This is a genomic window from Pseudoalteromonas sp. NEC-BIFX-2020_002, assembly GCF_013002825.1.
GTDB classification, from domain to species: Bacteria; Pseudomonadota; Gammaproteobacteria; order Enterobacterales; family Alteromonadaceae; genus Pseudoalteromonas; species Pseudoalteromonas neustonica.
Genome location: NZ_JABEPJ010000008.1, coordinates 82850 through 105297, shown reverse-complemented (window position 1 = coordinate 105297; position 22448 = coordinate 82850). Strand labels below are relative to the sequence as shown.

At 39.5% G+C, this 22448-nt stretch carries 19 protein-coding genes; 6 read left to right on the top strand and 13 right to left on the bottom strand.

Going from position 1 to position 22448, the window contains the following annotated elements:
* The first annotated feature begins 106 nt into the window (after window positions 1-106).
* A complete protein-coding gene (locus tag HJP15_RS10890; RefSeq protein ID WP_054454511.1) occupies window positions 107-550 on the top strand; it encodes a hypothetical protein in 444 nt (147 codons plus the stop codon).
* 120 nt (window positions 551-670) lie between these two features.
* On the opposite strand, the gene HJP15_RS10885 is transcribed toward HJP15_RS10890, so the two are convergent.
* Complete coding sequence (locus HJP15_RS10885; protein ID WP_054203164.1) at window positions 671-1933, bottom strand: outer membrane protein transport protein; 1263 nt, start codon at window positions 1931-1933, stop codon at window positions 671-673.
* Between the two features lie 285 nt (window positions 1934-2218).
* Between HJP15_RS10885 and HJP15_RS10880 the strand changes: the two genes are divergently transcribed.
* Window positions 2219-2560, top strand: coding sequence for a hypothetical protein (locus HJP15_RS10880; RefSeq protein ID WP_054454513.1), 342 nt, complete (start codon window positions 2219-2221; stop codon window positions 2558-2560).
* On the opposite strand, the gene HJP15_RS10875 is transcribed toward HJP15_RS10880, so the two are convergent.
* From HJP15_RS10875 to HJP15_RS10825, 11 genes are all read right to left on the bottom strand, one after another.
* Complete coding sequence (locus HJP15_RS10875) at window positions 2520-3743, bottom strand: cyclic di-GMP phosphodiesterase (RefSeq protein WP_170173771.1); 1224 nt, start codon at window positions 3741-3743, stop codon at window positions 2520-2522. The two genes, HJP15_RS10880 and HJP15_RS10875, sit on opposite strands and share 41 nt — an antisense overlap.
* A gap of 712 nt (window positions 3744-4455) precedes the next feature.
* Window positions 4456-4791 carry a ribonuclease E inhibitor RraB gene (gene rraB / locus HJP15_RS10870; protein ID WP_054454519.1) on the bottom strand — a complete coding sequence of 112 codons (336 nt, stop codon included), beginning with the start codon at window positions 4789-4791 and terminating at the stop codon, window positions 4456-4458.
* Window positions 4791-5504 (bottom strand): 1-acylglycerol-3-phosphate O-acyltransferase, encoded by a 714-nt coding sequence (locus tag HJP15_RS10865; protein WP_054203161.1) that lies wholly within the window; start codon window positions 5502-5504, stop codon window positions 4791-4793. The genes rraB and HJP15_RS10865 overlap by 1 nt, the downstream gene beginning before the upstream one ends.
* Window positions 5505-5747: 243 nt before the next feature.
* Entirely contained in the window at window positions 5748-8039 is a 2292-nt protein-coding gene (gene parC, locus HJP15_RS10860) for a DNA topoisomerase IV subunit A (protein WP_054203160.1), read from the bottom strand.
* A gap of 10 nt (window positions 8040-8049) precedes the next feature.
* Window positions 8050-9144 (bottom strand): PQQ-dependent sugar dehydrogenase, encoded by a 1095-nt coding sequence (locus tag HJP15_RS10855; RefSeq protein ID WP_170173770.1) that lies wholly within the window; start codon window positions 9142-9144, stop codon window positions 8050-8052.
* On the bottom strand, window positions 9137-11062 hold the full coding sequence (locus HJP15_RS10850) for a tetratricopeptide repeat-containing diguanylate cyclase (RefSeq protein ID WP_170173769.1): 1926 nt from the start codon (window positions 11060-11062) through the stop codon (window positions 9137-9139). Before HJP15_RS10850 ends, HJP15_RS10855 begins: the two co-directional genes overlap by 8 nt.
* A gap of 15 nt (window positions 11063-11077) precedes the next feature.
* On the bottom strand, window positions 11078-12967 hold the full coding sequence (gene parE / locus HJP15_RS10845) for a DNA topoisomerase IV subunit B (protein WP_169326747.1): 1890 nt from the start codon (window positions 12965-12967) through the stop codon (window positions 11078-11080).
* A 5-nt stretch (window positions 12968-12972) separates the two neighbouring features.
* The gene (locus HJP15_RS10840) at window positions 12973-13557 is read right to left on the bottom strand and encodes a YqiA/YcfP family alpha/beta fold hydrolase (RefSeq protein WP_054203156.1); all 585 of its coding nucleotides are present in this window, start codon (window positions 13555-13557) and stop codon (window positions 12973-12975) included.
* Complete coding sequence (locus HJP15_RS10835) at window positions 13542-14333, bottom strand: metallophosphoesterase (protein ID WP_170173768.1); 792 nt, start codon at window positions 14331-14333, stop codon at window positions 13542-13544. Before HJP15_RS10835 ends, HJP15_RS10840 begins: the two co-directional genes overlap by 16 nt.
* Window positions 14320-14778, bottom strand: coding sequence for a DUF1249 domain-containing protein (locus HJP15_RS10830; RefSeq protein ID WP_054203154.1), 459 nt, complete (start codon window positions 14776-14778; stop codon window positions 14320-14322). The genes HJP15_RS10835 and HJP15_RS10830 overlap by 14 nt, the downstream gene beginning before the upstream one ends.
* Before the next feature lie 74 nt (window positions 14779-14852).
* On the bottom strand, window positions 14853-15479 hold the full coding sequence (locus HJP15_RS10825; protein ID WP_054203153.1) for an NUDIX domain-containing protein: 627 nt from the start codon (window positions 15477-15479) through the stop codon (window positions 14853-14855).
* Window positions 15480-15653: 174 nt separating this feature from the next.
* On the opposite strand from HJP15_RS10825, the gene tolC reads away from it, so the two are divergent.
* From tolC to HJP15_RS10810, 3 genes are all read left to right on the top strand, one after another.
* A complete protein-coding gene (gene tolC, locus HJP15_RS10820) occupies window positions 15654-16994 on the top strand; it encodes an outer membrane channel protein TolC (RefSeq protein WP_054203152.1) in 1341 nt (446 codons plus the stop codon).
* A gap of 115 nt (window positions 16995-17109) precedes the next feature.
* Window positions 17110-18036, top strand: coding sequence for an LpxL/LpxP family Kdo(2)-lipid IV(A) lauroyl/palmitoleoyl acyltransferase (lpxL, locus tag HJP15_RS10815; RefSeq protein WP_170173767.1), 927 nt, complete (start codon window positions 17110-17112; stop codon window positions 18034-18036).
* Between the two features lie 54 nt (window positions 18037-18090).
* Entirely contained in the window at window positions 18091-18663 is a 573-nt protein-coding gene (locus tag HJP15_RS10810) for a TcpQ domain-containing protein (protein WP_054203150.1), read from the top strand.
* On the opposite strand, the gene glnE is transcribed toward HJP15_RS10810, so the two are convergent.
* Window positions 18652-21450, bottom strand: a complete 2799-nt coding sequence (gene glnE / locus HJP15_RS10805; protein WP_170173766.1) for a bifunctional [glutamate--ammonia ligase]-adenylyl-L-tyrosine phosphorylase/[glutamate--ammonia-ligase] adenylyltransferase — start codon at window positions 21448-21450, stop codon at window positions 18652-18654. The genes HJP15_RS10810 and glnE overlap by 12 nt on opposite strands.
* Before the next feature lie 73 nt (window positions 21451-21523).
* Here glnE and HJP15_RS10800 point away from each other — a divergent pair, with 73 nt between their 5' ends.
* Window positions 21524-22417 carry a DUF350 domain-containing protein gene (locus tag HJP15_RS10800; protein ID WP_054203148.1) on the top strand — a complete coding sequence of 298 codons (894 nt, stop codon included), beginning with the start codon at window positions 21524-21526 and terminating at the stop codon, window positions 22415-22417.
* Window positions 22418-22448: the final 31 nt, after the last annotated feature.

Below are 22448 nucleotides of genomic sequence, written 5' to 3'. Positions count from 1 at the left end.
GCTACTTGAAAACGCGAGCTTTTTAGCTCGCGTTTTTGTTTCTATTTTAAGTCCAGCCATCTATACTGCCTGATAAATAATTATAAATCACAGGAACCATCCCAAAATGAAAAAAATCTCTCTCGCTTTAGCCCTACTAGCTATAACCTCAATGTCACAATCAGCACTTGCACAAGGTAAGTTTTCCACTGGAGTCGGGCTCTATGAGTTTGGTGGTCATACCGGTGTTAAATATAGATACTCAATTGATGACACACATAAGTTATCTGCTTCAGCAGGTCTTATAGGTTACTCGTTAGGCTATGAATACACGCTCTCTGAGCATGTTACTGCCGGGCTTGCATTAGGCCAGCAAGTTGTTGTTGCTGAAGATGGTTATCTAGTTGCCAAGTTTAATTATTACTTTCAAGGTGTTGATAGTGCTAGCTGGGTAATAGGTTTAAGCGCAGGCGTAAAAGAAGATGACGGTGATTGCTTTGTTTTTTGTGAAAAAAAAGACACAGATAAAATAGAAGGAACAATGGGCATACACTTAGGTTATCAATTTTAAAAAGGCAGCTAAAACTGCCCTTTCATTTATTTTAACTAAATAGTTAACCGAGCTTCGGATAATACATCCACCTCCAGCTGGAGCTTGGTAAGTACCTTAACCTAAGTTCGGTTATTTAAGTTAAAACGTGTAGTTATACTGCGCACCAAATAAATATGCGTGGCCATTTGATTCAAATGACCATTGCTGAGCAATATTGTCATTCTCAGTAAATTTTTGTGTTTTGCCACGTAAGATACTCATACCAATATCTAAGTTTGATTGCTCACTCATCGTGTAATTCACACCAAACGAGTACCAAAAACGATCCGTATCTGGGATTGAAATAGACATATGATTTTTATCGGCTGGTGATTCATCGTAGGCTATACCTGCGCGTAATAATACTGACTTGTTAAACTGGTAATCACCACCAATTGAGTAACGCATCGCATTTGAAAAGTTTTCATCTTTAGAAAAACCTGGCTGATCACGACCTTCAACATCTGCTTCTAATTTGTCAAAGCTACTCCAACCTGTCCACATAACGCTATAATGTAAACCTGTTTTATCATCTAATTGATGAGAACCTGAAAACTCTGCAATCGCAGGAAGCGTTATTGCTACGCTGCCAGGAAGACTAGCCCCACTCGTGCCACCCATTGTTGGCGGCAACTCACTTGAAAACTCACCATCAAAGGTGATATCGGTTTCACTGCGATAGTTAAAACCAAAACGGCTATTTTCATCTAACTGATACATAGCACCAACATTCCAGCCAAAGCCAGCATCATCACCTTCTAAGTGAGTTGCCTCAGTCTCTGCAGGTAAACCAAATGGGTTAGCACCAAAGTTTCGGACAATTTTCGCATCAGCATAAATGTAGTTTAAGCCAAGACCAACACTAAATTGATCATTGATCTTATATGAACCACTTACATTCATGTTTACAGTCACGATCTCAGTTTCACCCGCAAGCTGACCCGCAGGGTAATTCTCATCAAACTCAGTCGCTAAACCAAAGTTTGAGAATGCGCCAAAACCAACCGCGAACTTATCATTAATTGGCATTAAAAAATAACCAGCAGGCACAAACGCACTAGGAGCAATACTACTATCATTCAGTGCATTTGGATTTACAGCAGCATTACTTGACCCTGTACCCTCTAGGCTTACATCTGGAACGACTGCAATACCAGCTATACTCAGCTGCTTTTCTTTAAATACTGACATTAAGGCAGGGTTACGTGCAATTACAGACGCATCTTCAGCTATAGCCGCTTCACCTGCATATGCCCGACCAAGGCCTGACGCACTATGTTCTGCAAGTTGAAAAGCTGCCGCAAAGCTATCAGCCGACATTACAGCAAGTGATGCCGCGATAAGTGTTTTTGTAAGTTTCATTATGTGTCCTTAACCAAGCACGACGCTTGGGTTCTCATGTATGTTGTTATTATGAGTAATTACTCTATTCAAAACTTTTATACACTACATCAATTTTTTACGAAAAACTGTAACAAAGCGTTAAAAACACACATTTAAGCGAATATTTAACAGCTAAGTAACAACTTTTTAAAACACATCGGATGAGAGTAAGGTAAAACCATTTGCAATTAATTATCATTTAGATTGACTTGATAATTAAGCGCATTTAGACTGGCAAACATATCAAGTGAGGGGATGATCGCTATGGAGATTGGATTAATTATTGCTGCATTAGCATTTTGTGGTGCTAGCGTTTACTGTTTTTGCAAAGCTAACTTCTGCGCCTGCACTAAAGCGGGTGAATGTGATAATCCAGTAAACCACTATTGGCTAGGAGCAATATTAACGGCGATGGTCGCATTACTTTGCTGCTGTGCTGCACTGCATTCAGAAAACGGTACATTATTATGGTTATTGCTGATGTGTAGTTGCTTTAGCGGTGCATTACTATCAGCCAAGCAATCAGCCAAAAGACGTTGTGATAAATCCATCACTAAAAAAGGTGTTAAACCACCAGATGCTCTTTTAACAAACGAGCCAAGTTAAGTTGATAATCTAGCGGTTTGATACTCGCGAGTATCTTTAGCCCTTGCTCTGACGTATTTAAATCAATGTCTTTTGATGTGACATGGTGGTTATGCTTAGCGTTATAAAATACTTTTACTTTAGGTTGAATTGGATTCTTATGGTTTCCTTCTGTGACCAAAGCAAGGCGTTCATTGGTTAATTTAACAATAGTACCGACTGGATAGACACCTAAACACTTGATGAATCGCTGTACTAACTCATTATCAAACAACAAATTATTACTTAACAAATGACGTAATGCATTTATTGGCTCATCACCAATTTGGTGCGGCCGATCGGATGTCATTGCATCGTATACATCCACAATTGCCATGATCCTAGCAGGTCGACTAAGTTTCTCTCCTTCTATACCACGCGGATAGCCGCTACCATCCAAACGCTCATGATGATTTACTATCATATCTAGCATCAATGGAGTAATACCCTTCTCCCCCTTAACAAGCCCTAAGCTTTGTGCTACATGCTTTTTAATTGCCTGCATTTCAAGCTTATTAACATCTTCGGACTTTGAGAATATCCCTTGTGGTAGCTTTGCTTGACCTAAGTCATGCAGTAAAGCCCCCATAGCCAGCTCATGTACTACTGATTCTTTGTACCCTAGGTATTTTGCAAACACAGTGACAAAAATGGCGCAATTAATCATGTGCTGCCAGTTATACATATGCTTATCTTTAATGCGCGTTAAAATTGTCATCGCATTGTGATTACGAAATACTGACGCAACAATGTCTTTTGCTATGTCATCAAGCAGCGAAATATTCATTTTTAAACCCGACGTTATATCGCCATATAACCCTTGTAGTTTACGATTATGCTGCTCATAACTCGTGCTAGCTTTTGCAAACTCTTGCTCTAGTGTAATTATCTTTTTTATTTTGTCTGTTTGAGTTTTGGAGGTGGGCTTTGTAACGGGTGTTGCTTTTGGCTTTTCTTGATATTTACTCGGAACCCCGACATTACTTTGCGTAAAATCAATGAGTAACTCCTGTACTCCTTCCGATACCAAACGTTTAATAATCGATTTATCGCGAACTAAACCCCGGGTTTTAATTTTAATGCTATCAATACCCTCAAATTGCTTGCTAACACTGTCAACAAACATACCAGGAATAAGTTCTGAAATAGGAAGGGTAATGAGCATATAAGAATTAATTTATTTCGCTAAATGATGATTTTAATTATCAACTATTCAATACAAATGTCTATAACAAAGATAAAGAATACGAAATAGGTATGAATAAGCTGGTGAGGTCAAGAATCGTTATTAACTAAACAATAGGAAATTGTTCTAGGTCCTAGGGCGTGTTGACCTTTGTGGATTGAAATTTGTTCAATCTAGGGGCGATTTAATCGCGGCGCGAGGTTTGGAATCGAGTGGGCTAAGTAAAAATCGAGCAACAAAGAGTTAATCGCCCCAAGAAAGAACCCTTTGGGCAGCGCATGTTTGGCATTTATACTACGTTATCGCCTATTTATACCCAAGCCACCTCAAGATGCAGAATTCAGCGTTTCACAGAGGCTTAATATCAAGGCGTTACTTTGTAGGAATGGCCGTCCCTTTTAAGAAAGAACAACGATGAGAGTAAGTCTCTGTGAAACGCCCAACGGGTTGGTTTAAAAGCGATTTATACTGCGTTATTGATTTTAATAATAGAACCACTATTACTTGCAATCAATGCCTTGCCTAAATCGCTTTTAATTCCAACTGAAACTCGCATCTTGAGGTGGTTTGGGTATATGGGGAACAACCACACGACATAGGCTCTGCCTTGCCTAAATACCAAACATACTGCTGCAAAATCAATCACGAAAGTTCAACACGCCCTAGTGGCTAGGACCTAGCGATTAACACATTACTCTTGAAAGTAAGTGCCCCAACCATCGTACTCAACGTCGGTATCTAAAGCTAATTTAGCTAGTTTATCAACGTCTTCCATAATAACTTCAACGTCTAGCTCTGCTTCAACAACAATATCAAAGCTCCAAATTTTGCTGCCGTCTTCAAGCTCAAGTTCCGCAGGCTCTTCAACGTCATAGCCAAGTTTAAATGCGGCTAATGCTGCTTGCTCAAGCTTTACAAAATCTTCGCATACAAAGTGATGCTCAACTTCATAAAGGATCTCTGGATCTGATCCGTCTTCTAGTAACGAAGTTACAATGTCTTCACTAATTTCACGCCAATTTTCCATTACTTTTCTCTCACTTGAGCATCTAATTCAGTTATTCTAGCAGCCATTATAGAGTGAATACGTGTTGCGTGTTCACGTGCCCCAATAGTTTTATCGAGGTGCACCGGCGCTAGCATGTCTATATAGATTGTACCATTGTCCCAACGATTTAGCTTAATGGTTTTATCAGTTGTACTCATACAGACAGGCACAATCGGCACTTCGGCGTTTAATGCAGTATGAAATGCACCTGTTTTAAATGGTAATAAGCCACGCCCATAGCTACGCGTTCCTTCAGGAAACATCCATACAGATAGACGTTGCTGCTTTATTTTGTCAGCTGATTTAGAGATAGTACCGGCAGCCTTTGAGCGATTACTTCTATCGATTAAAATATTGCCAGAAAGCCAATAAAGCTGCCCAAAAAACGGGATCCACTTCAGGCTTTTTTTACCTAAACTTACACAGCTTTTTGGTACCGCCGCGGGTAACGTAAAGATATCATAGTTATTTTGGTGATTAGCCACATACACCGCCGGTCCGCTATTTAATAGGTCTGGGTGGCGAGTGATCACTAAATTCACCCCAAGCATTCTGGCCATCGAACCAAACCAACCAGAAATAATGTGTACATTATTACTATGAAATGGCTTTACAAGGCACAATAACAAACCTAAAACACAGCTAAAAACAATAAATAAAGCCATGATTATTATACGAAAAAAAGCTAACAAAGAGACTCTCCTCAAAAATTCAGAGCACATTATATCGTTATTTTAGTCGCTAAACGAGAGTTAAGCGCACACTTGTAAGCTTAAATTAATTTTCATATTTCATTTCAACGAACTAGCGAGCCAATCGGTTTCAATTTTAATGCCCTCACTTAATAAAACTTTAGCCTGTATCCTAAATTATTCCAATCACCTCAAGCAAAAACGGCCTGCAAATGCAGGCCGTTTTATTAAGTAGTTACGCGATTATTCATCGCTCGTATCTACATCTATCTCTTCAACAGGGTTAAGCTCAACAACGGCTTCATCAACACGCTGTAATCCACGAGGTAATTTATTACCCCTGCGTCCACGTTCGCCATGATAATGCTCTAAATCGCTCGGCTTAAGCGTCAATTTACGCTTACCAGCATGTAAAGTAACACTTGTGCCATTTGGCACCACCGCAAGCACTTTTACAAACTCTTCACGTGCTTGAACCTTGGCACTTGGGATGGAGATAATCTTGTTACCTTTACCTTTACCTAGTTTTGGTAAGTCACGTAATGGGAATAACAACATACGCCCTTCATTTGATATCGCCATGCAGTAATCGCTGGCTACATCATTAACGCGAATCGGCTCAAGTAACTGCCCGCCTTTTGGTACACTCACTAACGCTTTACCATTTTTGTTCTTACTGACTAAGTCAGCAAAATCGGTGATAAATCCATAGCCAGCATCAGAGGCCATAAGCAGTACTTGCTTATCCTCCCCCATAACCACATGTTCAAACGTTGCGCCGGCTGATAAATTAAAGCGCCCTGTCATAGGCTCACCTTGGCTTCGTGCTGATGGTAAGCTATGTGCGTCAGTTGCAAAGGCTCGTCCGGCAGAATCTAAAAAGACTGATGGTTGGTTACTCTTACCCCGTGCTGAGGCTTTGTATTCATCACCTGCACGATAACTGAGCCCTGCCACATCCAGATCATGACCTTTACCAACACGTGCCCAGCCTTTTTCAGACAATACAACGGTTACCGACTCTGATGGTATTAAATCTTTTTCACTTAATGCTTTCGCTTCTAAACGCTCGACTACTGGTGAACGACGATCATCACCATACAACTCAGCCGCTTCTTGAATTTCTTTTTTCAGCAATGTCGACATACGACGATCTGAACCAAGCGTTAGCTCTAGCTTATCACGTTCTTTAGCGAGCTCATCTTGCTCACCGCGAATTTTAAACTCTTCTAATTTAGCTAAATGGCGAAGTTTTAATTCTAATATTGCCTCAGCCTGTATATCTGAAATACCAAAGCGTTCCATTAATACTGGCTTTGGTTTATCTTCAGCACGTATGATTTCAATTACTTCATCAATATTTAAAAAGGCAGCTAATAAACCTTCTAAAATATGTAGTCGCGCTAACACTTTATCCAAACGATACTGTAAACGTCTACGCACTGTTTCGCGGCGAAACACTAACCACTCAGTCAAAATGGTACGCAAGTCTTTGACCTGTGGACGACCATCAAGGCCAAGCATATTTAAGTTTACGCGGTAGTTTTTTTCCAGATCGGTTGTGGCGAATAAGTGAGCCATTAATGGTTCTGCTTTAATGCGATTTGAGCGAGGAATAATCACAATACGCGTTGGATTTTCGTGATCAGATTCGTCACGTAGATCAGCTACCATAGGTAACTTTTTAGCATTCATTTGCGCTGCGATTTGCTCTAAAACTTTACCGCCTGAGCATTGATGCGGAAGCGCGGTGATAACAATATCGCCATGCTCTTCGGTATACACCGCACGCATTTTAATCGAGCCGCGACCTGTTTGATAAATTTTTTGAATATCAGCTTTGGGGGTGATTATTTCCGCTTCAGTTGGGTAATCCGGTGCGTGAACTAACTCTAGTATTTCGTTAAGTTCTGCTTTTGGTTTATCTAGTAATAAACAACATGCACTGGCGACTTCACGCACATTGTGCGGCGGGATATCCGTCGCCATACCAACTGCAATACCTGTAATACCATTGAGTAAAATATGCGGTAAACGCGCTGGCAATACTTGTGGCTCATCCATGGTGCCATCAAAGTTTGGCGTCCAATCAACGGTGCCTTGACCAAGCTCTTTAAGTAATACTTCTGCAAATTTAGATAATCGTGCTTCTGTGTAACGCATCGCGGCAAAAGACTTAGGGTCATCTGCTGCACCCCAGTTGCCTTGCCCATCCACTAGTGGATAACGATAAGAGAACGGCTGCGCCATTAACACCATGGCTTCGTAACAAGCACTATCACCATGTGGATGGTATTTACCTAGCACATCACCGACTGTACGCGCTGATTTTTTATACTTAGCCGCAGACGAAAGACCAAGTTCGCTCATCGCATAAATAATACGACGCTGTACTGGTTTTAAGCCATCACCAATATGTGGCAACGCTCTATCCATGATCACATACATGGAATAATTCAAATAGGCGTCTTCGGTAAAACGTCCCATTGTTTGTTGTTCAATTCCTTGCATTAGCAAGGTATCTGTATCACTCATCAAAGCCTACCTAATTTTTTTTATAGCTTACACGGTAGATCACATTGGCATAATCATCGGAGATCAATAAGCTGCCATCGGCAAGTTCTGCAAAAGCAACCGGACGACCCAATGTTTCTTCGTTTTTCATAAAGCCCGTAATAAACGGCGTGTATTTTACCACACGTCCTTGCTCAATGGTGGCAAGCGCCACTTTATATCCAGATTTTTTACTTCGGTTCCACGAACCATGCTCAGCCACGAAAAGCTGTTGCTTATAATCAGCAGGAAATTGCTTGCCTTTATAAAAGTGAATCCCTAAAGGAGCTACATGCGCCCCCAATGCTAATGCTGGCGGGCTATAGTCAGTAATGCTCTTACCTCTGCCAAATTCAGGATCTAAGATGGCACCAGCATGTACGTAAGGAAAACCAAAATGCTCCCCTTCGTTTGTTAACCGATTTAGCTCATCAGGTGGTATGTCATCGCCCATCATATCTCGGCCATTATCACTAAACCACAATGCTTGTGTACTGGGATGAAAATCAAACCCCACAGAATTACGAACACCTTGCGCTAATGTTGTCATTTGTTTGGTGTTGATATCTAAAGAAAATATACGCCCATAACGTCCATCTTCAGCACACACATTACAAGGGACTCCCACAGGTATTATTAGCTCACCCGATGGCGAAAACCGTAAAAACTTCCAGCCATGATGGCGCTCAGTTGGTAATGCGTCGTACACTACATCGTATTTAGGTGCTTTAAGTTGTGTGTCAACATTCTTAAAGCGAATAATACGGTGCACTTCTGCTACATATAAATCATTATCTTTAATTGCTAAACCTGCTGGCATTGTTAAGCCACTGGCCACCAGTATTTGTTTATCAGCAACACCATCGCTATTGTGATCAATCAGCGCATACACATTGCCAGCTTTACGTGAGCCAACATACACGATGCCTTTTTTGGAGACTGCTAGCTGACGTGCATTTTCGACGTCGCGGGCAAAAATATTAATTTTAAAGCCGTCAGCAACACTTAGCTCTTTTAGCATATTTTTTGCTGCTAATGGTGTACTTAACATACTCAATGCGAGTAATGATGTTAGTAATTTATTCATTGATTTCTACCCTGTTTCGGCCATGCTCTTTTGCAGTATATAAGGCTTTGTCTGCTTTTTTCAGTAAATCTTTAAATGAAGTTAATTCAGAACTTTTTTGTGCAACGCCAAAACTTGCCGTTATTTTAATGATCTGACCATCACTAATTATATGCTCTTTCTCTATATCACTTTTAATGCGGAAAGCTATTTCAGTGGCTTCAACTGATGTTGTATTATTCAATACAACTAGAAATTCTTCACCGCCTATACGCCCTAAAAAATCACTTTCTCGAATAGCTCGCTGCGATATTTGAGTTACAGCCTTTAAAACTAGGTCGCCTGCCGGGTGACCATAGTTATCATTAATTTTCTTAAAGTGATCTAAATCAAAACAGATAAGTGTAAATTTTTGATTATCTAATTTAAGCTGTAACCACTGTAATTCAGCTAAATCCATAATCTTACGTCTATTAGCTACACCGGTTAAAAAATCAGTGTTTGCAAGCAAGCTAAATTTTCGTCGTAAACGATACTGTCGCCACGTAAATATTAATAACACCAAAAAGAGTAATAGCACACTTAACATTGCTGTTTTTTGAAGTGTTTGTTGTTGCTTTATTTCTTGTAAAGCAAACTCATTTAATTCTTTGTTTTTTTCAAGAAGTTGCTTTTCAAGCTCGACCTTTTTTATATCAAATTGCACTTTATGACGTGATCGAGATAATTCTCGTACTTGATTATAGTATTGTGCACTGAGCTCTATATGAGCTTGCTGATAAGAAACTGCTTGTTGGTAATTACCTTGCTGTATCGCTAATTGCGCTTGCAGTGCAACTAATTTCAACTCTAATGTCACACTATTTTCAACAGGGATATTTGCAAGTAGCTGTCGCGCCTTTTCAAGTGTACTACTTGCGTTAGTTAAGTTATTTTTTTTGAGTTCAATCTCGGCTTGAATATACAGATGCTTAATAATATTGTGCACATCTTCAAGTTCATGAAAATATACATTGCTCAAATTTAGGTAATCGATTGCTTTGTCTAAATTATCAAGTTGTAAGTTAGCTTCTGCAATAATGATGTAAGCGTAATAGTCAAAGCTAGGATTTGCCACTTCATAGTTTATTTTTAGCATTTTATTTGCATTATCAATGGCATCTTGACTACGTGATAACTTTAAATAAATTTTTGCTAAATGAAAATATGACACCATGATATCAAACGATAGGTCATTTTTTAAAAAGTAAGCGAGCGCTTTATTTTGCAGCTCAATGGCTTTTTCAAAATCAAACAAGAACTCATATGATTTTGCCATAGTTGACTCTATATAAGCTAACTTCAGTTGGTTGCCACCACGACTGATTAGTTCATACGCTTTATAAAAATAGTCAATCGCGCGAATTTCGTCATGATTGTAAACATAATAACTTGCTAACGAGCTGTACACATTACCTTTCAAATCATCATCGCCAAATAGCTCAGCTTTATTCTTTGCCTCTAATAATGCGGTTAACGCATTTTTAGGATCGCCTATAGAATTATAAATATTCGCTTGTACAAGTAAGTAATCTATGTAGGTAAAATTATCTAATAAGTCTAAATGAACGGAAACTTGCTTTTCGAGCTCAATTGCGGGTGTCAATTCACCATTTAACAGGTAGTTTTCTGCTAGATATATTTTTAATTTTGAACGTTGTAACGCCGTTACACTATTTTCATGTTTAGATAATAGTTGCGTAAGATAGGTAATTGCTTGAGTTGGGTCTTGAATACTTTTTTTCTCTGCAGTGGCTAATTGCGTGGTTAACCACTGTTCATCAAAGGTAGTTTTTGCACTTACGGTATTTAAAAACAAATACCCACATACAACAAAGCTCACTATTAAACTTTGCAAAACAGCTAATATAGCGTTTTTCCTTTGCTGTATGTGCATCATAAATCTTCCTGATTTTTATACTTGGGCACGATTACCGTGATCTTCTAACCATTGGCGACGATCTGATGAGCGCTTTTTAGCCAGTAGCATGTCCATCATTTCTAAGGTCGATTGCTCATCTTCAAGCGTTAATTGCACTAATCGGCGGGTATTAGGATCCATGGTCGTTTCACGTAATTGCAAAGGGTTCATTTCACCCAATCCTTTGAAGCGTTGTACGTTAACTTTACCACGTTTTTTCTCGGCTTCTATGCGCGCTAAAATACCTGATTTTTCATCTTCATCAAGCGCGTAGTAAACGTCTTTGCCTATATCAATTCTAAACAAGGGTGGCATAGCAACGTACACATGGCCTTCTTTTACCAATGTCGTAAAATGACGTACGAATAGCGCACATAATAAAGTTGCGATGTGCAAACCATCCGAATCGGCATCCGCTAGAATACAAATTTTATTATAGCGTAAAGTTGATAAATCACTTGAGTCTGGATCAATGCCCAGTGCGACAGAAATATCATGCACTTCTTGTGATGCTAAAATTTGTCCTGACTCAACTTCCCACGTATTTAAAATCTTACCTCGTAGCGGCATAATAGCCTGAAACTCACGATCACGTGCTTGTTTAGCCGAGCCGCCAGCAGAGTCACCTTCCACTAAAAACAATTCAGTTCGGTCATTATCTGCAGCGCTACAATCAGTTAATTTCCCTGGTAATGCGGGGCCTGCGGTAACACGTTTACGTACTACTTTTTTAGCTGCTCGTAGGCGTTTTTGGGCATTAGAAATACACAGTTCTGACAACAGCTCTGCTGTATCCGTGTGTTCATTCAGCCATAAACTAAACGAGTCTTTAACTACGCCAGATACAAACGCTGAACATGAACGCGATGAGAGCTTCTCTTTAGTTTGACCTGCAAATTGCGGATCTTGCATCTTCACTGATAAAACGTAACTACAGCGTTCCCAAATGTCATCAGGTGTCAGCTTTACTCCGCGCGGTAGTAAGTTTCTGAATTCGCAGAACTCACGCATGGCTTCAAGTAAACCTTGGCGCAGACCATTAACATGCGTACCACCTTGAGCTGTTGGTATTAGGTTTACGTAACTTTCAGCAATTGATTCGCCACCATCCGGCAGCCAAACTACAGCCCAGTCTGCTCCTTCGGTTGAACTTGAAAATACACCTGTGAATGGGTCTTTAGGTAAAACGTCATAGCCTTTTACTGCTTCATTTAAGTAATCTTTTAAGCCAGTTTCGTAATACCACTCTTGGGTTTCTTTAGTTTGTTTATTAACAAATTTAATACGCAAACCTGGGCAAAGTACGGCTTTGGCTTTTAATAGGTGATGCAATTTAGTCAGTGAAAAGTTAGCCGAGTCAAAATAGCTAGCATCTGGCCAAAATCGGACTGTGGTTCCCGTATTACGTTTACCAACAGTACCAATAATATTTAAGTCTTCAACTTTATCGCCATGTTCAAATGCCATCATGTACTGCTGCGCATCACGTCGAACAACAACTTCTACGCGAGTAGAGAGTGCATTTACTACCGAAATACCTACACCATGTAAACCACCCGAAAACTGGTAATTTTTATTTGAAAACTTACCACCCGCATGCAGTTTAGTGAAAATCAACTCAACCCCAGGAATACCTTCTTCTGGGTGAATATCAATTGGCATACCACGACCATCATCACTGACTTCTAAAGAATTATCTTCATGCAGAATGACGTCAATTTTTGTGGCGTGTCCGGCCATTGCTTCATCGACACTGTTATCAATTACTTCCTGCCCTAAATGGTTAGGACGAGTAGTATCGGTATACATGCCCGGACGGCGTTTTACTGGTTCTAAGCCATTTAAAACTTCAATGGCTTCGGCGTTATAATTTTGCTGACTCATAGTTTTTATCTTTTATATGCTTGGCTATTTTTCGTGATTTTAAGAAAATCGACAATGCTCGCAAAGGTGCTCTCAAAGTTAACAAAACTGTGATCGCCTCCAAACTCTATATGCTGCTTACATTGTGAATAATATTTAACTGCCTGTTGAAACGCCAATACTTCATCGCCTGTCTGCTGTAATAAGTACAGTAGCGATGGCTGTTGTAAATCTGAAATAGACAGTGACTTTAGCGCACTAATATGACTTTTATTTAGTTCGTAGTGGGTATCCTGATATGGATTATAATTTGACCCTAAGAATGAACTCAACAATAAAAAAGGCGTAACTGCAGGATTGATCACTACAGCTGGCAGCTGATATTTTTGCGATAAATAAGTGGCATAAAAACCACCTAAAGAGCTACCTAACAACACTGTATTTGGCGTTAGTAGTTGCTCGATTTGAATTATTGCGTGAAACGGTTCATGACTCAACCTCGGTACGCAGTATTCAACACCATAGTGTGCCATATACTCACCAAAGCGCACAGCTTTAAATGACTTTTCACTGCTATTAAAACCGTGAATATAAATTACTCGTTGAGCCATATCAACTCCGATTTCACACACAGTGGTTCAGCTGTATTTAGCCTTTCAAGTGTTATTAAACGGTAGCTAGCACCCATATTTTGCTGCTGCCAATCAATACTATGCTTAGTAAATTGCACCGAGCTGGCTGGTGTAGATAAAATATCTACACTTCTAAATTTAAACTGATAATCGTTATGTACATGACCATGAAACAAATGGTTAACTAGGTCACTGTTATGCAATACATTGAGTAATTGAGGGCCATTTTCTAGCATGTGTTTATCTAAATAACCATTTATAGGCAATGGATTGTGATGACAAAAAACCACTGCAGGCTGTTGCGATGTTGCCAATACCTCTGAGAGTTCATTGATATGTTGCTCACTCACCCAACCTGCAGGCGTAGGCCCTTTAGAGTTAACCAACAAAATATCGAAGCCACTAGCAATAAGGCGTTTAGCACTTTTTATTTGGCCACCAGAAATACGCTGCATTAAACTTATTTCATCATGATTACCTGGCACCCAAAATACGGGGCATGTTAAAGGGGAATCAGCGATTAACTGGGCAAATAATAAATAGGATTCAAAGCTGTGGTCTTGCGTTAAGTCGCCACCAAAAATCACAGCATCTAGAGGTTGCTGCGCCATATGTGTCAGCGCGCTAGAAAAATGCTTTGCGGTATTCACGGCAAAATACTCACCGTCAATATCACAAAATAAATGGCAGTCGGTGATATGGGCTAAACGTAACTGGGGAGTATTAAACTTTGCAACCTCATCAAACCAAGCCATTATCTACATCCCAGTTGAGAACTGCGCGGCCACTTTCAACACACGCAACTAACCAATCATACAAAAATGCATTAAGTTGGTACTTTTCATCTTTTTGGTGCATTTGTGGATTAGGGTAACCATAAGATGGCTTTATTCTTTGATGGTAATCATGGTGAACTATTTCTGCGACCTTCGCATCATGATACAAGCGCACAGTTAAAAAGAGTGGATTAAACCCCTTTAGCATCCCTGTTAATTGCCTGATTGAAATATCCATTGTGTACTTTGCGCAACCATCCACTTTAATCGTAAATTGATTATTGCCCAACTGAACGTCCCGAGCACTCCCGACTTCCCTATCACTAGGTAATAGTTTTAAAGCGCGTAAGTAATTGTGCTCACATAACGTAAGGTATTTAGGTAGATTTTGAATATATCGTTGTTTCACTGCAAATGCTGTCAAGTTGCCGCCATTAAATTAGAAATTAAACGTAATCAATTTTAAATGTACTTTAGATTATTCAACACTATGAACTGTTATTTTACGCATTCAGCTATTATACGCTCGCGATTTAGTGCAAGCCATTGTAATGAAATAACCGTAGCAGCATTATCTATCTCACCGCTTTTTAAACGCGCCATCGCATCTGTAAAACTCACTATGTGGGTTTTAATGTCCTCACCTTCGGTCTCAAGTCCATAAATCCCACTGTTAAGCTGGCTCAAATCGGTTTTAGCTAAATATAGATACAAACGTTCAGTGGAACCTCCGGGACTTGAAAGGTAGGACAACATAAACTCTAATTCAGTAAGCTCTAACCCTGCCTCTTCAAACGCTTCACGCTTAGCGACATTCTCGTAATCAGTGCTGCCATCCGTCATTCCTGCTATACACTCTAACAACCAAGGCGATGGCTTACTTTTAATTGCACCGATTCGAATTTGTTCTATTAATAAAATACTATCTAAAGCAATATCATAAGGTAGCACAGCCACGGCGTCGCCACGCTCTAGTATTTCACGACGAATCGTGTCCGATTGACCACCGGCAAAGAGAGCATGTTCAAACTGATACAAGTTAATATTAAAAAAACCTTTATACAGTGACTCTATTGGTGCGACTTTAACATCGTGTTTGCTAAATTTTGCAAGTTGCTTGCCCATATTCTACTTTCCTTAAATTAGTAAGCACAACAAAATAAATCATTATACTGTGCATACAAATAATTATATTCTGTTACATTTGATCACGGTGTTTTATGCAATTTTTTTTTTGTTATTTGCTAAAACAGGTTACCATGCTTTTAGTATGCAAATTGTCTAAGGACTGAACGAATAATGAAAAAGAACATTCTTGCTGCGCTGATCGGTTTATCATGCGCATTAACTGCTACAGCATCAAATGCTGAAAATTTAATTCAAGTTTACGAGATTGCCACGGTTAACGATCCAACTGTATTAAAGGCAAAAGCCCAAGCGGACGCGCAATCTTATAACAGTGACCGTGCTATGAGCGCTTTATTACCTCAAATCGGCTTTAGCATGGGTTATAGCAAAAGCGATAGTACTTCTTATGATGGTTCTGACTTGACTGGCTATGAAAAATTAAAAGGTGATTCAGACTCATTCACCCGAGGCTTAAGCTTAAACCAAACGCTGTTCGATTTAGGTGCTTGGAACTCTTTAGGCATTGCAGATAAGCAAGCATTACAAGCAAATGCACAATACGATTTTGCTCAGCAAGACCTGATTGTCCGTGTTGCTGATGGCTACTTTAATGTATTAAGTGCTATTGATAACCTAGAGTTCGTAAAATCTGAAAAGCGTGCAATTGAACGTCAACTTGAGCAAACTAAACAACGCTACGCAGTTGGTTTAACAGCTATTACTGAAGTTCATGAAGCCCAAGCACAATTTGATAATTCAGTTGCTCGTGAAATTGTTGCTCAAAACGGTGTTGAAACAGCCCGAGAATTACTACGTGAAATCACAGGTAAATACCACGCTAAACTTGATACTTTGAACACTGAAACTTTTTCGACGGTTACCCCAAGCAAGAAATCGGTTGATTTTATTGAAGTCGCAAAAGAAAACAACTTGAACCTTCAAGTTGCAAAAGTAACCGTTGATATTGCAAAGGATCAAATTGATTTAGCGCAAGCTGGTCATTATCCAACGCTGACTTTAAAAGCCAGCTATGGTGATACGCTTAGTGATTCAAACCGTAACCATATGAAACCACGTGGCGATAGCACAACTGTTGGTTTGAACTTTAACGTTCCGATTTACTCAGGCGGTGCTACATTGGCGGCAACTGAGCAAGCCCGTGCTTTTTATGTATCAGCGAGCCAAGATTTAGAATCTAGCTTACGCGGCGTAACTCGTTCAGTAATCACATCCTATAACCAAGTGGTTTCTGATATTGCGACGTTTAAAGCCCTTGAACAAGCCGTTGTATCAGCAGAAAGTGCATTAAAAGCCACTGAAGCTGGTTTTGAAGTAGGCACGCGTACCATTGTTGATGTATTAAACAGTACGCAAAACCTGTTCAACGCTAAACGTAATCTTGCTGATGTACGCTATCGTTATGTCGTATCAACACTGCGCTTAAAACAAGCCGCTGGTACGTTAACAAGCAACGATTTACAAGCGATCAACAAAGGTTTAAAAGCAATCTAATCCCTTCGTTTAGGTAATGATTGATAAATACTTCAAAAGCCAGCAACTTGCTGGCTTTTTTGTATTTTTACATTCATACAGTTAAACTAGCTTCTTTTCGATTTGAGATACTTTCGTGGTCAACACATCTGCATTTAAATTATCTTTTTTAAGCCCGCGTTATTGGCTGACTTGGATTGGCGTGTTTTTTTTATACGCTATATCTTGGTTACCTTTTAAATTTCAGCTTTGGTTAGGGAAACAACTTGGCCGTTTAGTATATCGGACGATGAAAAGACGCCGCCATATTGCAGAGGTCAATATTAAGCTATGTTTTCCTGACATGCCCGATACAGAGCAACAAGCTCTGGTTAAAAAGAATATGGAAAACACTGGCATTGCAACACTTGAAACAGGCATGGCGTGGTGGTGGCCAAATTGGCGTATTAAGCGTGTTTATGGCTCAGTAAAAGGCCTTGAACATTTTGACCAAATTCAACAATCCGGGAAAGGTGTATTATTACTGGTACCACACATTTTGCATCTTGAAATGGCGAGTCGTGTAATGGGAATTCATCATCAAGGCGTTGGCTTTTATCGCCCTCACAATAATCCGTTGATGGAATTTTTTATGACCCGTGGCCGATTACGTTCAAACGAATATTTAATCGGCAAACGTGATGTGAAAGGTCTTTTAAAAGCACTCAAAAACAAAAAGGTTTGTTACTATTTACCCGATCAAGACTATGGTCGAAATCGCTGTGAGTTCGCTCCTTTTTTTGCAGTCTCAGAAGCCGCCACTACCACGGGTACACTCCTATTTGCTGCAAGCAAAAATTGTGAAACAGTCAGTTTAATCAGTCGTCGTGATAAACATGGTAAATATCACTTAGAAGTACTTCCTTCTTTAGATAATTTTCCCAGTAGTGATGATAAAACAGATGTAACGCGTGTTAACCAACGCATTGAACAAGCTGTAAATGCCGCTCCAGAACAATATATGTGGTTACACCGACGATTTAAAACACGCCCAGATATTAACGCGCCCTCTTATTACAAGTGACAATTTCTCGTTAATATGCTTTTATAAACAAATATCAATACAAGGGTATTAGCCATGTGGTTTTGGGTTAAGCATTTATCATTAGCTGTTATTTTAATAGCTGCAGCTATCTATTTTTTATTTGGTCATGGTCCAGTTGTCGATATAAAAGAGACACAAAATGCTGCAGCTCAAGGTTTATCACGCTTTTATGCATCTTTACGTAATCAGGTAAATAAAAGTAATGAACGTGACAAATACGTACTTACTTTGCCAACGCCTGAAATGGGGATTGATGAAGTATTAACTGATCGTGCAAAAGTGGTTGATCCCTCTTCACCTAGCTGGTCAGGAGCTGTAACTGCACGTCGCTTTGAAAACGGCTCAACATTAAGAAAAGTGCTTTCTGACTATGCTCGCAGCGAAGATATCGTGCTGTATTGGTATTTAAGCAAAGATTATGTTGTTAAAGATCATTTTCGTGTTGATAGTAATTTCAACTCGACGTTATATCAGGTTGGTCGCGCCATTAACGATGATTTTGAAAACGAAGTGTATACTTTTTTTTGTTATAGACAGCGAGCAGCGGTGATCACCGAACTGCCCTCTGAATATGTACGTCAAAACTGTAGGCGCCTAAAGAGCTAGTTGAAATATCTGCTGCCACGTACGAGTAACAAACGAAATATGTGTGGCAAACTCATCTCTTGTGACACATCGCCCTCGTTGATCTAAGCTTAATACGTGGTAGCACGAACGATAGTCAATATAGGCTGCAATAAGCCCTTCTTTTGTGTCATTGCTAATACACCCAAGGCGTGCGGCATCCGTTAAAATTCTTACATTGTCCGAATAAGTAGTCAGTTGTTCAAATGTATGGGCATTACTGAGCACCAAATATTGAGTGATAAACTCAATATCAGCCATCCCCCCAGCATCTTGCTTTAAATCAAACAGCTCACTATCACCTTTAGCCAAATGCGTGCGCATCTTTTCTCGCATGTTGATTACATCATCTTTTAGCTTTTGTGGTTCTCTTTGATCGCATAAAATACCTAATCTAATCTGTGCAAAACGTTGTTGTAACTCACTTTGCCCTAAAATCATGCGAGAACGCACCAAAGCCTGATGCTCCCACGTCCACGCTTGAGTTTGCTGGTAATGATTAAAACTCTCTAGATTGATTGCCATTAACCCTGAAGCACCCTCAGGGCGCAATCGGGTATCTAGTTCATATAAAATCCCCGATGCTGTACGTGTATTAAATAAGTGTAATAAGCGCTGTGCTAGTTTTAAATAAAATTGACGAGAATCGATAGCTTTGGTTCCGCTTGTTTGATCTGTCCCGTCATGATTATGCACAAAGACTAAATCCAAGTCTGAATCATAGCCCACTTCAAAACCACCCGTTTTACCATACGCGATTACCGCAAAGCCTTTATTTTCGTCATCTGTATTTGGTGGTATACCAAAGCGCTGTGCCATTTGATGCCATGCAATATTTACTGCTTGCTCAACAATCGCTTCTGCAAGTGCTGTTAAATGATCGCTGACTTTCATCACATCTAAGACACCCGTTGCATCAGCTGCAGCAATTCGTAATTGGTGAGTTTGTTTGAATTGTCGCAATGCTTCCATCTGTAATTCTAAATCAGCACTGTCTATACGTAAAAAGTACTGTCGAATTTCATCCTTGTAAGCAGATAAAGGCGTTGGCTTATACAACACTGCTGGGTCAATTAACTCATCAAGCAAAATTGGATAACGTGAAATATGCTCGCCAATCCATTTACTATGACAACATAGTAAAACGAGTTGTTTTAGTGCACCTGGATTTTCATACAACAGCTCTAAATAAGCGGTTCGAGAAATCACCTTATTTAATACTTGGCAAATCATACCAAATACAGCGCCACTGGCTTTTTCGTTAGTAAGCTGCTTAAGTAAAAGTGGCATTAATTTATCTAAAATATCACGCCCACGCGTACCTATCTTTGTTTTGGTTAATCGTGATTTAAAATCATCAAGCGCACTTTGCCAATCTTCATTAGGTTCGCTAAGCACACTAATATCTGTATGCTCCCACGCGCTAACAAATGCCCCTTCACAAGGATCAACAGGCTCACTCTCATAACCAATGACATATTCAAATTCACTGTGAATGCCCGCCATTATTTTTTCAATAAAGACTAAGCAATGGCTAAAATCAACTTGATTAAGTAGATAATTTAAACGCGATTGATTAGGCTCGTCATCGGGCAGTGTTTGCGTTTGTTGATCACTGAATATCTGCAAGTACTGCTCAATACGCCTAAGTATTAAATAGTTACGCTCTAATAATTTAGCCTCAGCTTCGCCGATAACTTTTATTTGATTCAGTTGCTTTAGTGCTTTTAACAATGATTGGGTTTGTAAATTTGCATCACGACCACCACGCACCATTTGTAGTGCCTGCACTACAAATTCAACCTCGCGTATACCACCCGCTCCTAATTTAATATTATTAGTTAATCGTTTGCGGCGTACCTCTTGCGCTATCATTTGCTTCATTTTTCTTAGTGATTCAATCACTGAAAAATCAATATAACGACGATACACGAACGGCTTGAGTAGTTGATAAAACTCATCGCTATAACGAGTTTGAGGGCCAATCAAGCGACCTTTTAGCATCGCATAGCGCTCCCATTCACGCCCTTGTTCTTGGTAGTAGTCTTCTATGGCATTAAAACTCATTACCAAAGGACCACTTTCACCAAACGGGCGTAAGCGCATATCCACTCTAAATACTTGCCCATCTAACGTTGTTTGATTAAGTGCTGCAATCAGTTTTTGTGCAACTTTATTATAAAAAACCTGCGCCTCTAAAGAACGTCGCCCACCTTGGGTTTTAACACTGCGTGGATAAGAGAATATTAAGTCAATATCTGATGAATAATTAAGCTCTTGTCCACCTAGTTTACCCATTCCCAAAACCATCATGGCCAGCGGCTGCTGCTGTTCATCTAAGGGTTTGCCATTGACTTGAGATACTTGCGTAAACGCCCAATTATTAGCACTGTTGATGAGTTCATCGGCTAACTTAGAAATATAACCTATACTATCGGCAATCTCATTTTTATAACATAAATCTAAGCAGGCTACTTTTAACCAATAGCGCTCACGGTAATGGCGTAATATTCGATGACACTGCGCCTCATCAACGTCGCTTAGTATTAAATCTTGAAATGGATTTGGTGCATCACGCAACGCCATTTCTGCGTCGTTAATTAACATATCACTTAACGCTGGTTGTGACTGTAGAGCACGCCAGGCAAAGTCACTCAATCCCAGTAAGTTAATAATTAACTCATTCGGTGCCTGTTCTGGATATAGCTCAAAAAAGCGCTCGCTACCGAGGGTGTAAAGTGGTGTTGGGAGTTGCTTGCCAAGTGTCATCAAATACTCTCTTTTATCTAAGCCATAACCGTACTAAAATGAATCACATAATAATAACCAACTAAGGTTTTACATGTCATATTTGTCTTTATCTAACACTAGTTTACTCGCGATTGCTATTAGTTTTATCGTTATTTGTTTAACCGTTATTTTCCTGCGCATCGTAAGTCAGCTCAAAGCGAAACAAGCGCTCAAAGAAGAGCTTGCCCAACATGACAACTTTGCAATGGGGATCAGCTTTGCATCTGAAATTACGGTCGTAATTACAACCATTGCTTTTTTATTCGATGAAATTAGCCTCAGTGCAGCACAATCCAACCCATTAAAAGTTGTCTTTTTAGTAGTATTATTATTTGCGTTTATTAAATTAGGGCACTTAATTCACCGAAAATGGATTCTCCATAGATTTAATGAAGAAGCAGCCATATTAAAACAAAACGTCTGCGCTGCTTTGGTTGATTCAGGTATGTTATTGGCTAATTGTATTATCACATTAGGCTTATACAGTTGGTCACATACTCAAGGGTATAGCAGTTTACTTATTGTGTTTGTTAGCTTCTTTTTATTACAGGGCATTTTTGCGTTAGATAGCAAAATACGTGAATATCGTTTTGCTCACGCAAATCAAGGCGCATCGCTGCAAAGTAACTTTAATTTAGAAAACACATCAATTGGGATTCGTTATGCGGGTAAATCTATTGGTCTTGCTTTAGCCGTCTATGCAGGTTTAGCAAGTGCAACGTTTCATAGCGGTAAAATGGTAGAGAATTTATTCACATTAGCTTTACATTGCGGCACTATGTGGTTATTACTGTATCTACTAACTAGTATCATTAAATTTATTTCATTGCCAAATATTGATACGGCACTTGAAATTGATCATCAAGATAACATTGGAATTGCTTGTATTGAATTTGCTGTTTTCAGCGCTATAGGCTATTTACTAATAAGTATGTTTTCAATTTAGCCATGAAAAGTTCCAAAATATGTGGGGCCCT

Excerpts from the sequence above, each read along its gene's own strand:
- HJP15_RS10835 (WP_170173768.1), bottom strand. The coding sequence starts at position 14,333 with ATGGCTTGGTTTGATGAGGTTGCAAAGTTTAATACTCCCCAGTTACGT.
- parE (WP_169326747.1), bottom strand. The coding sequence starts at position 12,967 with ATGAGTCAGCAAAATTATAACGCCGAAGCCATTGAAGTTTTAAATGGC.
- glnE (WP_170173766.1), bottom strand. The coding sequence starts at position 21,450 with ATGACACTTGGCAAGCAACTCCCAACACCACTTTACACCCTCGGTAGC.
- HJP15_RS10875 (WP_170173771.1), bottom strand. The coding sequence starts at position 3,743 with ATGCTCATTACCCTTCCTATTTCAGAACTTATTCCTGGTATGTTTGTT.
- HJP15_RS10855 (WP_170173770.1), bottom strand. The coding sequence starts at position 9,144 with ATGAATAAATTACTAACATCATTACTCGCATTGAGTATGTTAAGTACA.
- HJP15_RS10825 (WP_054203153.1), bottom strand. The coding sequence starts at position 15,479 with ATGGGCAAGCAACTTGCAAAATTTAGCAAACACGATGTTAAAGTCGCA.
- tolC (WP_054203152.1), top strand. The coding sequence starts at position 15,654 with ATGAAAAAGAACATTCTTGCTGCGCTGATCGGTTTATCATGCGCATTA.
- HJP15_RS10885 (WP_054203164.1), bottom strand. The coding sequence starts at position 1,933 with ATGAAACTTACAAAAACACTTATCGCGGCATCACTTGCTGTAATGTCG.
- rraB (WP_054454519.1), bottom strand. The coding sequence starts at position 4,791 with ATGGAAAATTGGCGTGAAATTAGTGAAGACATTGTAACTTCGTTACTA.
- HJP15_RS10800 (WP_054203148.1), top strand. The coding sequence starts at position 21,524 with ATGTCATATTTGTCTTTATCTAACACTAGTTTACTCGCGATTGCTATT.
- HJP15_RS10840 (WP_054203156.1), bottom strand. The coding sequence starts at position 13,557 with ATGGCTCAACGAGTAATTTATATTCACGGTTTTAATAGCAGTGAAAAG.
- HJP15_RS10850 (WP_170173769.1), bottom strand. The coding sequence starts at position 11,062 with ATGATGCACATACAGCAAAGGAAAAACGCTATATTAGCTGTTTTGCAA.
- parC (WP_054203160.1), bottom strand. The coding sequence starts at position 8,039 with ATGAGTGATACAGATACCTTGCTAATGCAAGGAATTGAACAACAAACA.
- HJP15_RS10890 (WP_054454511.1), top strand. The coding sequence starts at position 107 with ATGAAAAAAATCTCTCTCGCTTTAGCCCTACTAGCTATAACCTCAATG.
- HJP15_RS10810 (WP_054203150.1), top strand. The coding sequence starts at position 18,091 with ATGTGGTTTTGGGTTAAGCATTTATCATTAGCTGTTATTTTAATAGCT.
- HJP15_RS10880 (WP_054454513.1), top strand. The coding sequence starts at position 2,219 with ATGGAGATTGGATTAATTATTGCTGCATTAGCATTTTGTGGTGCTAGC.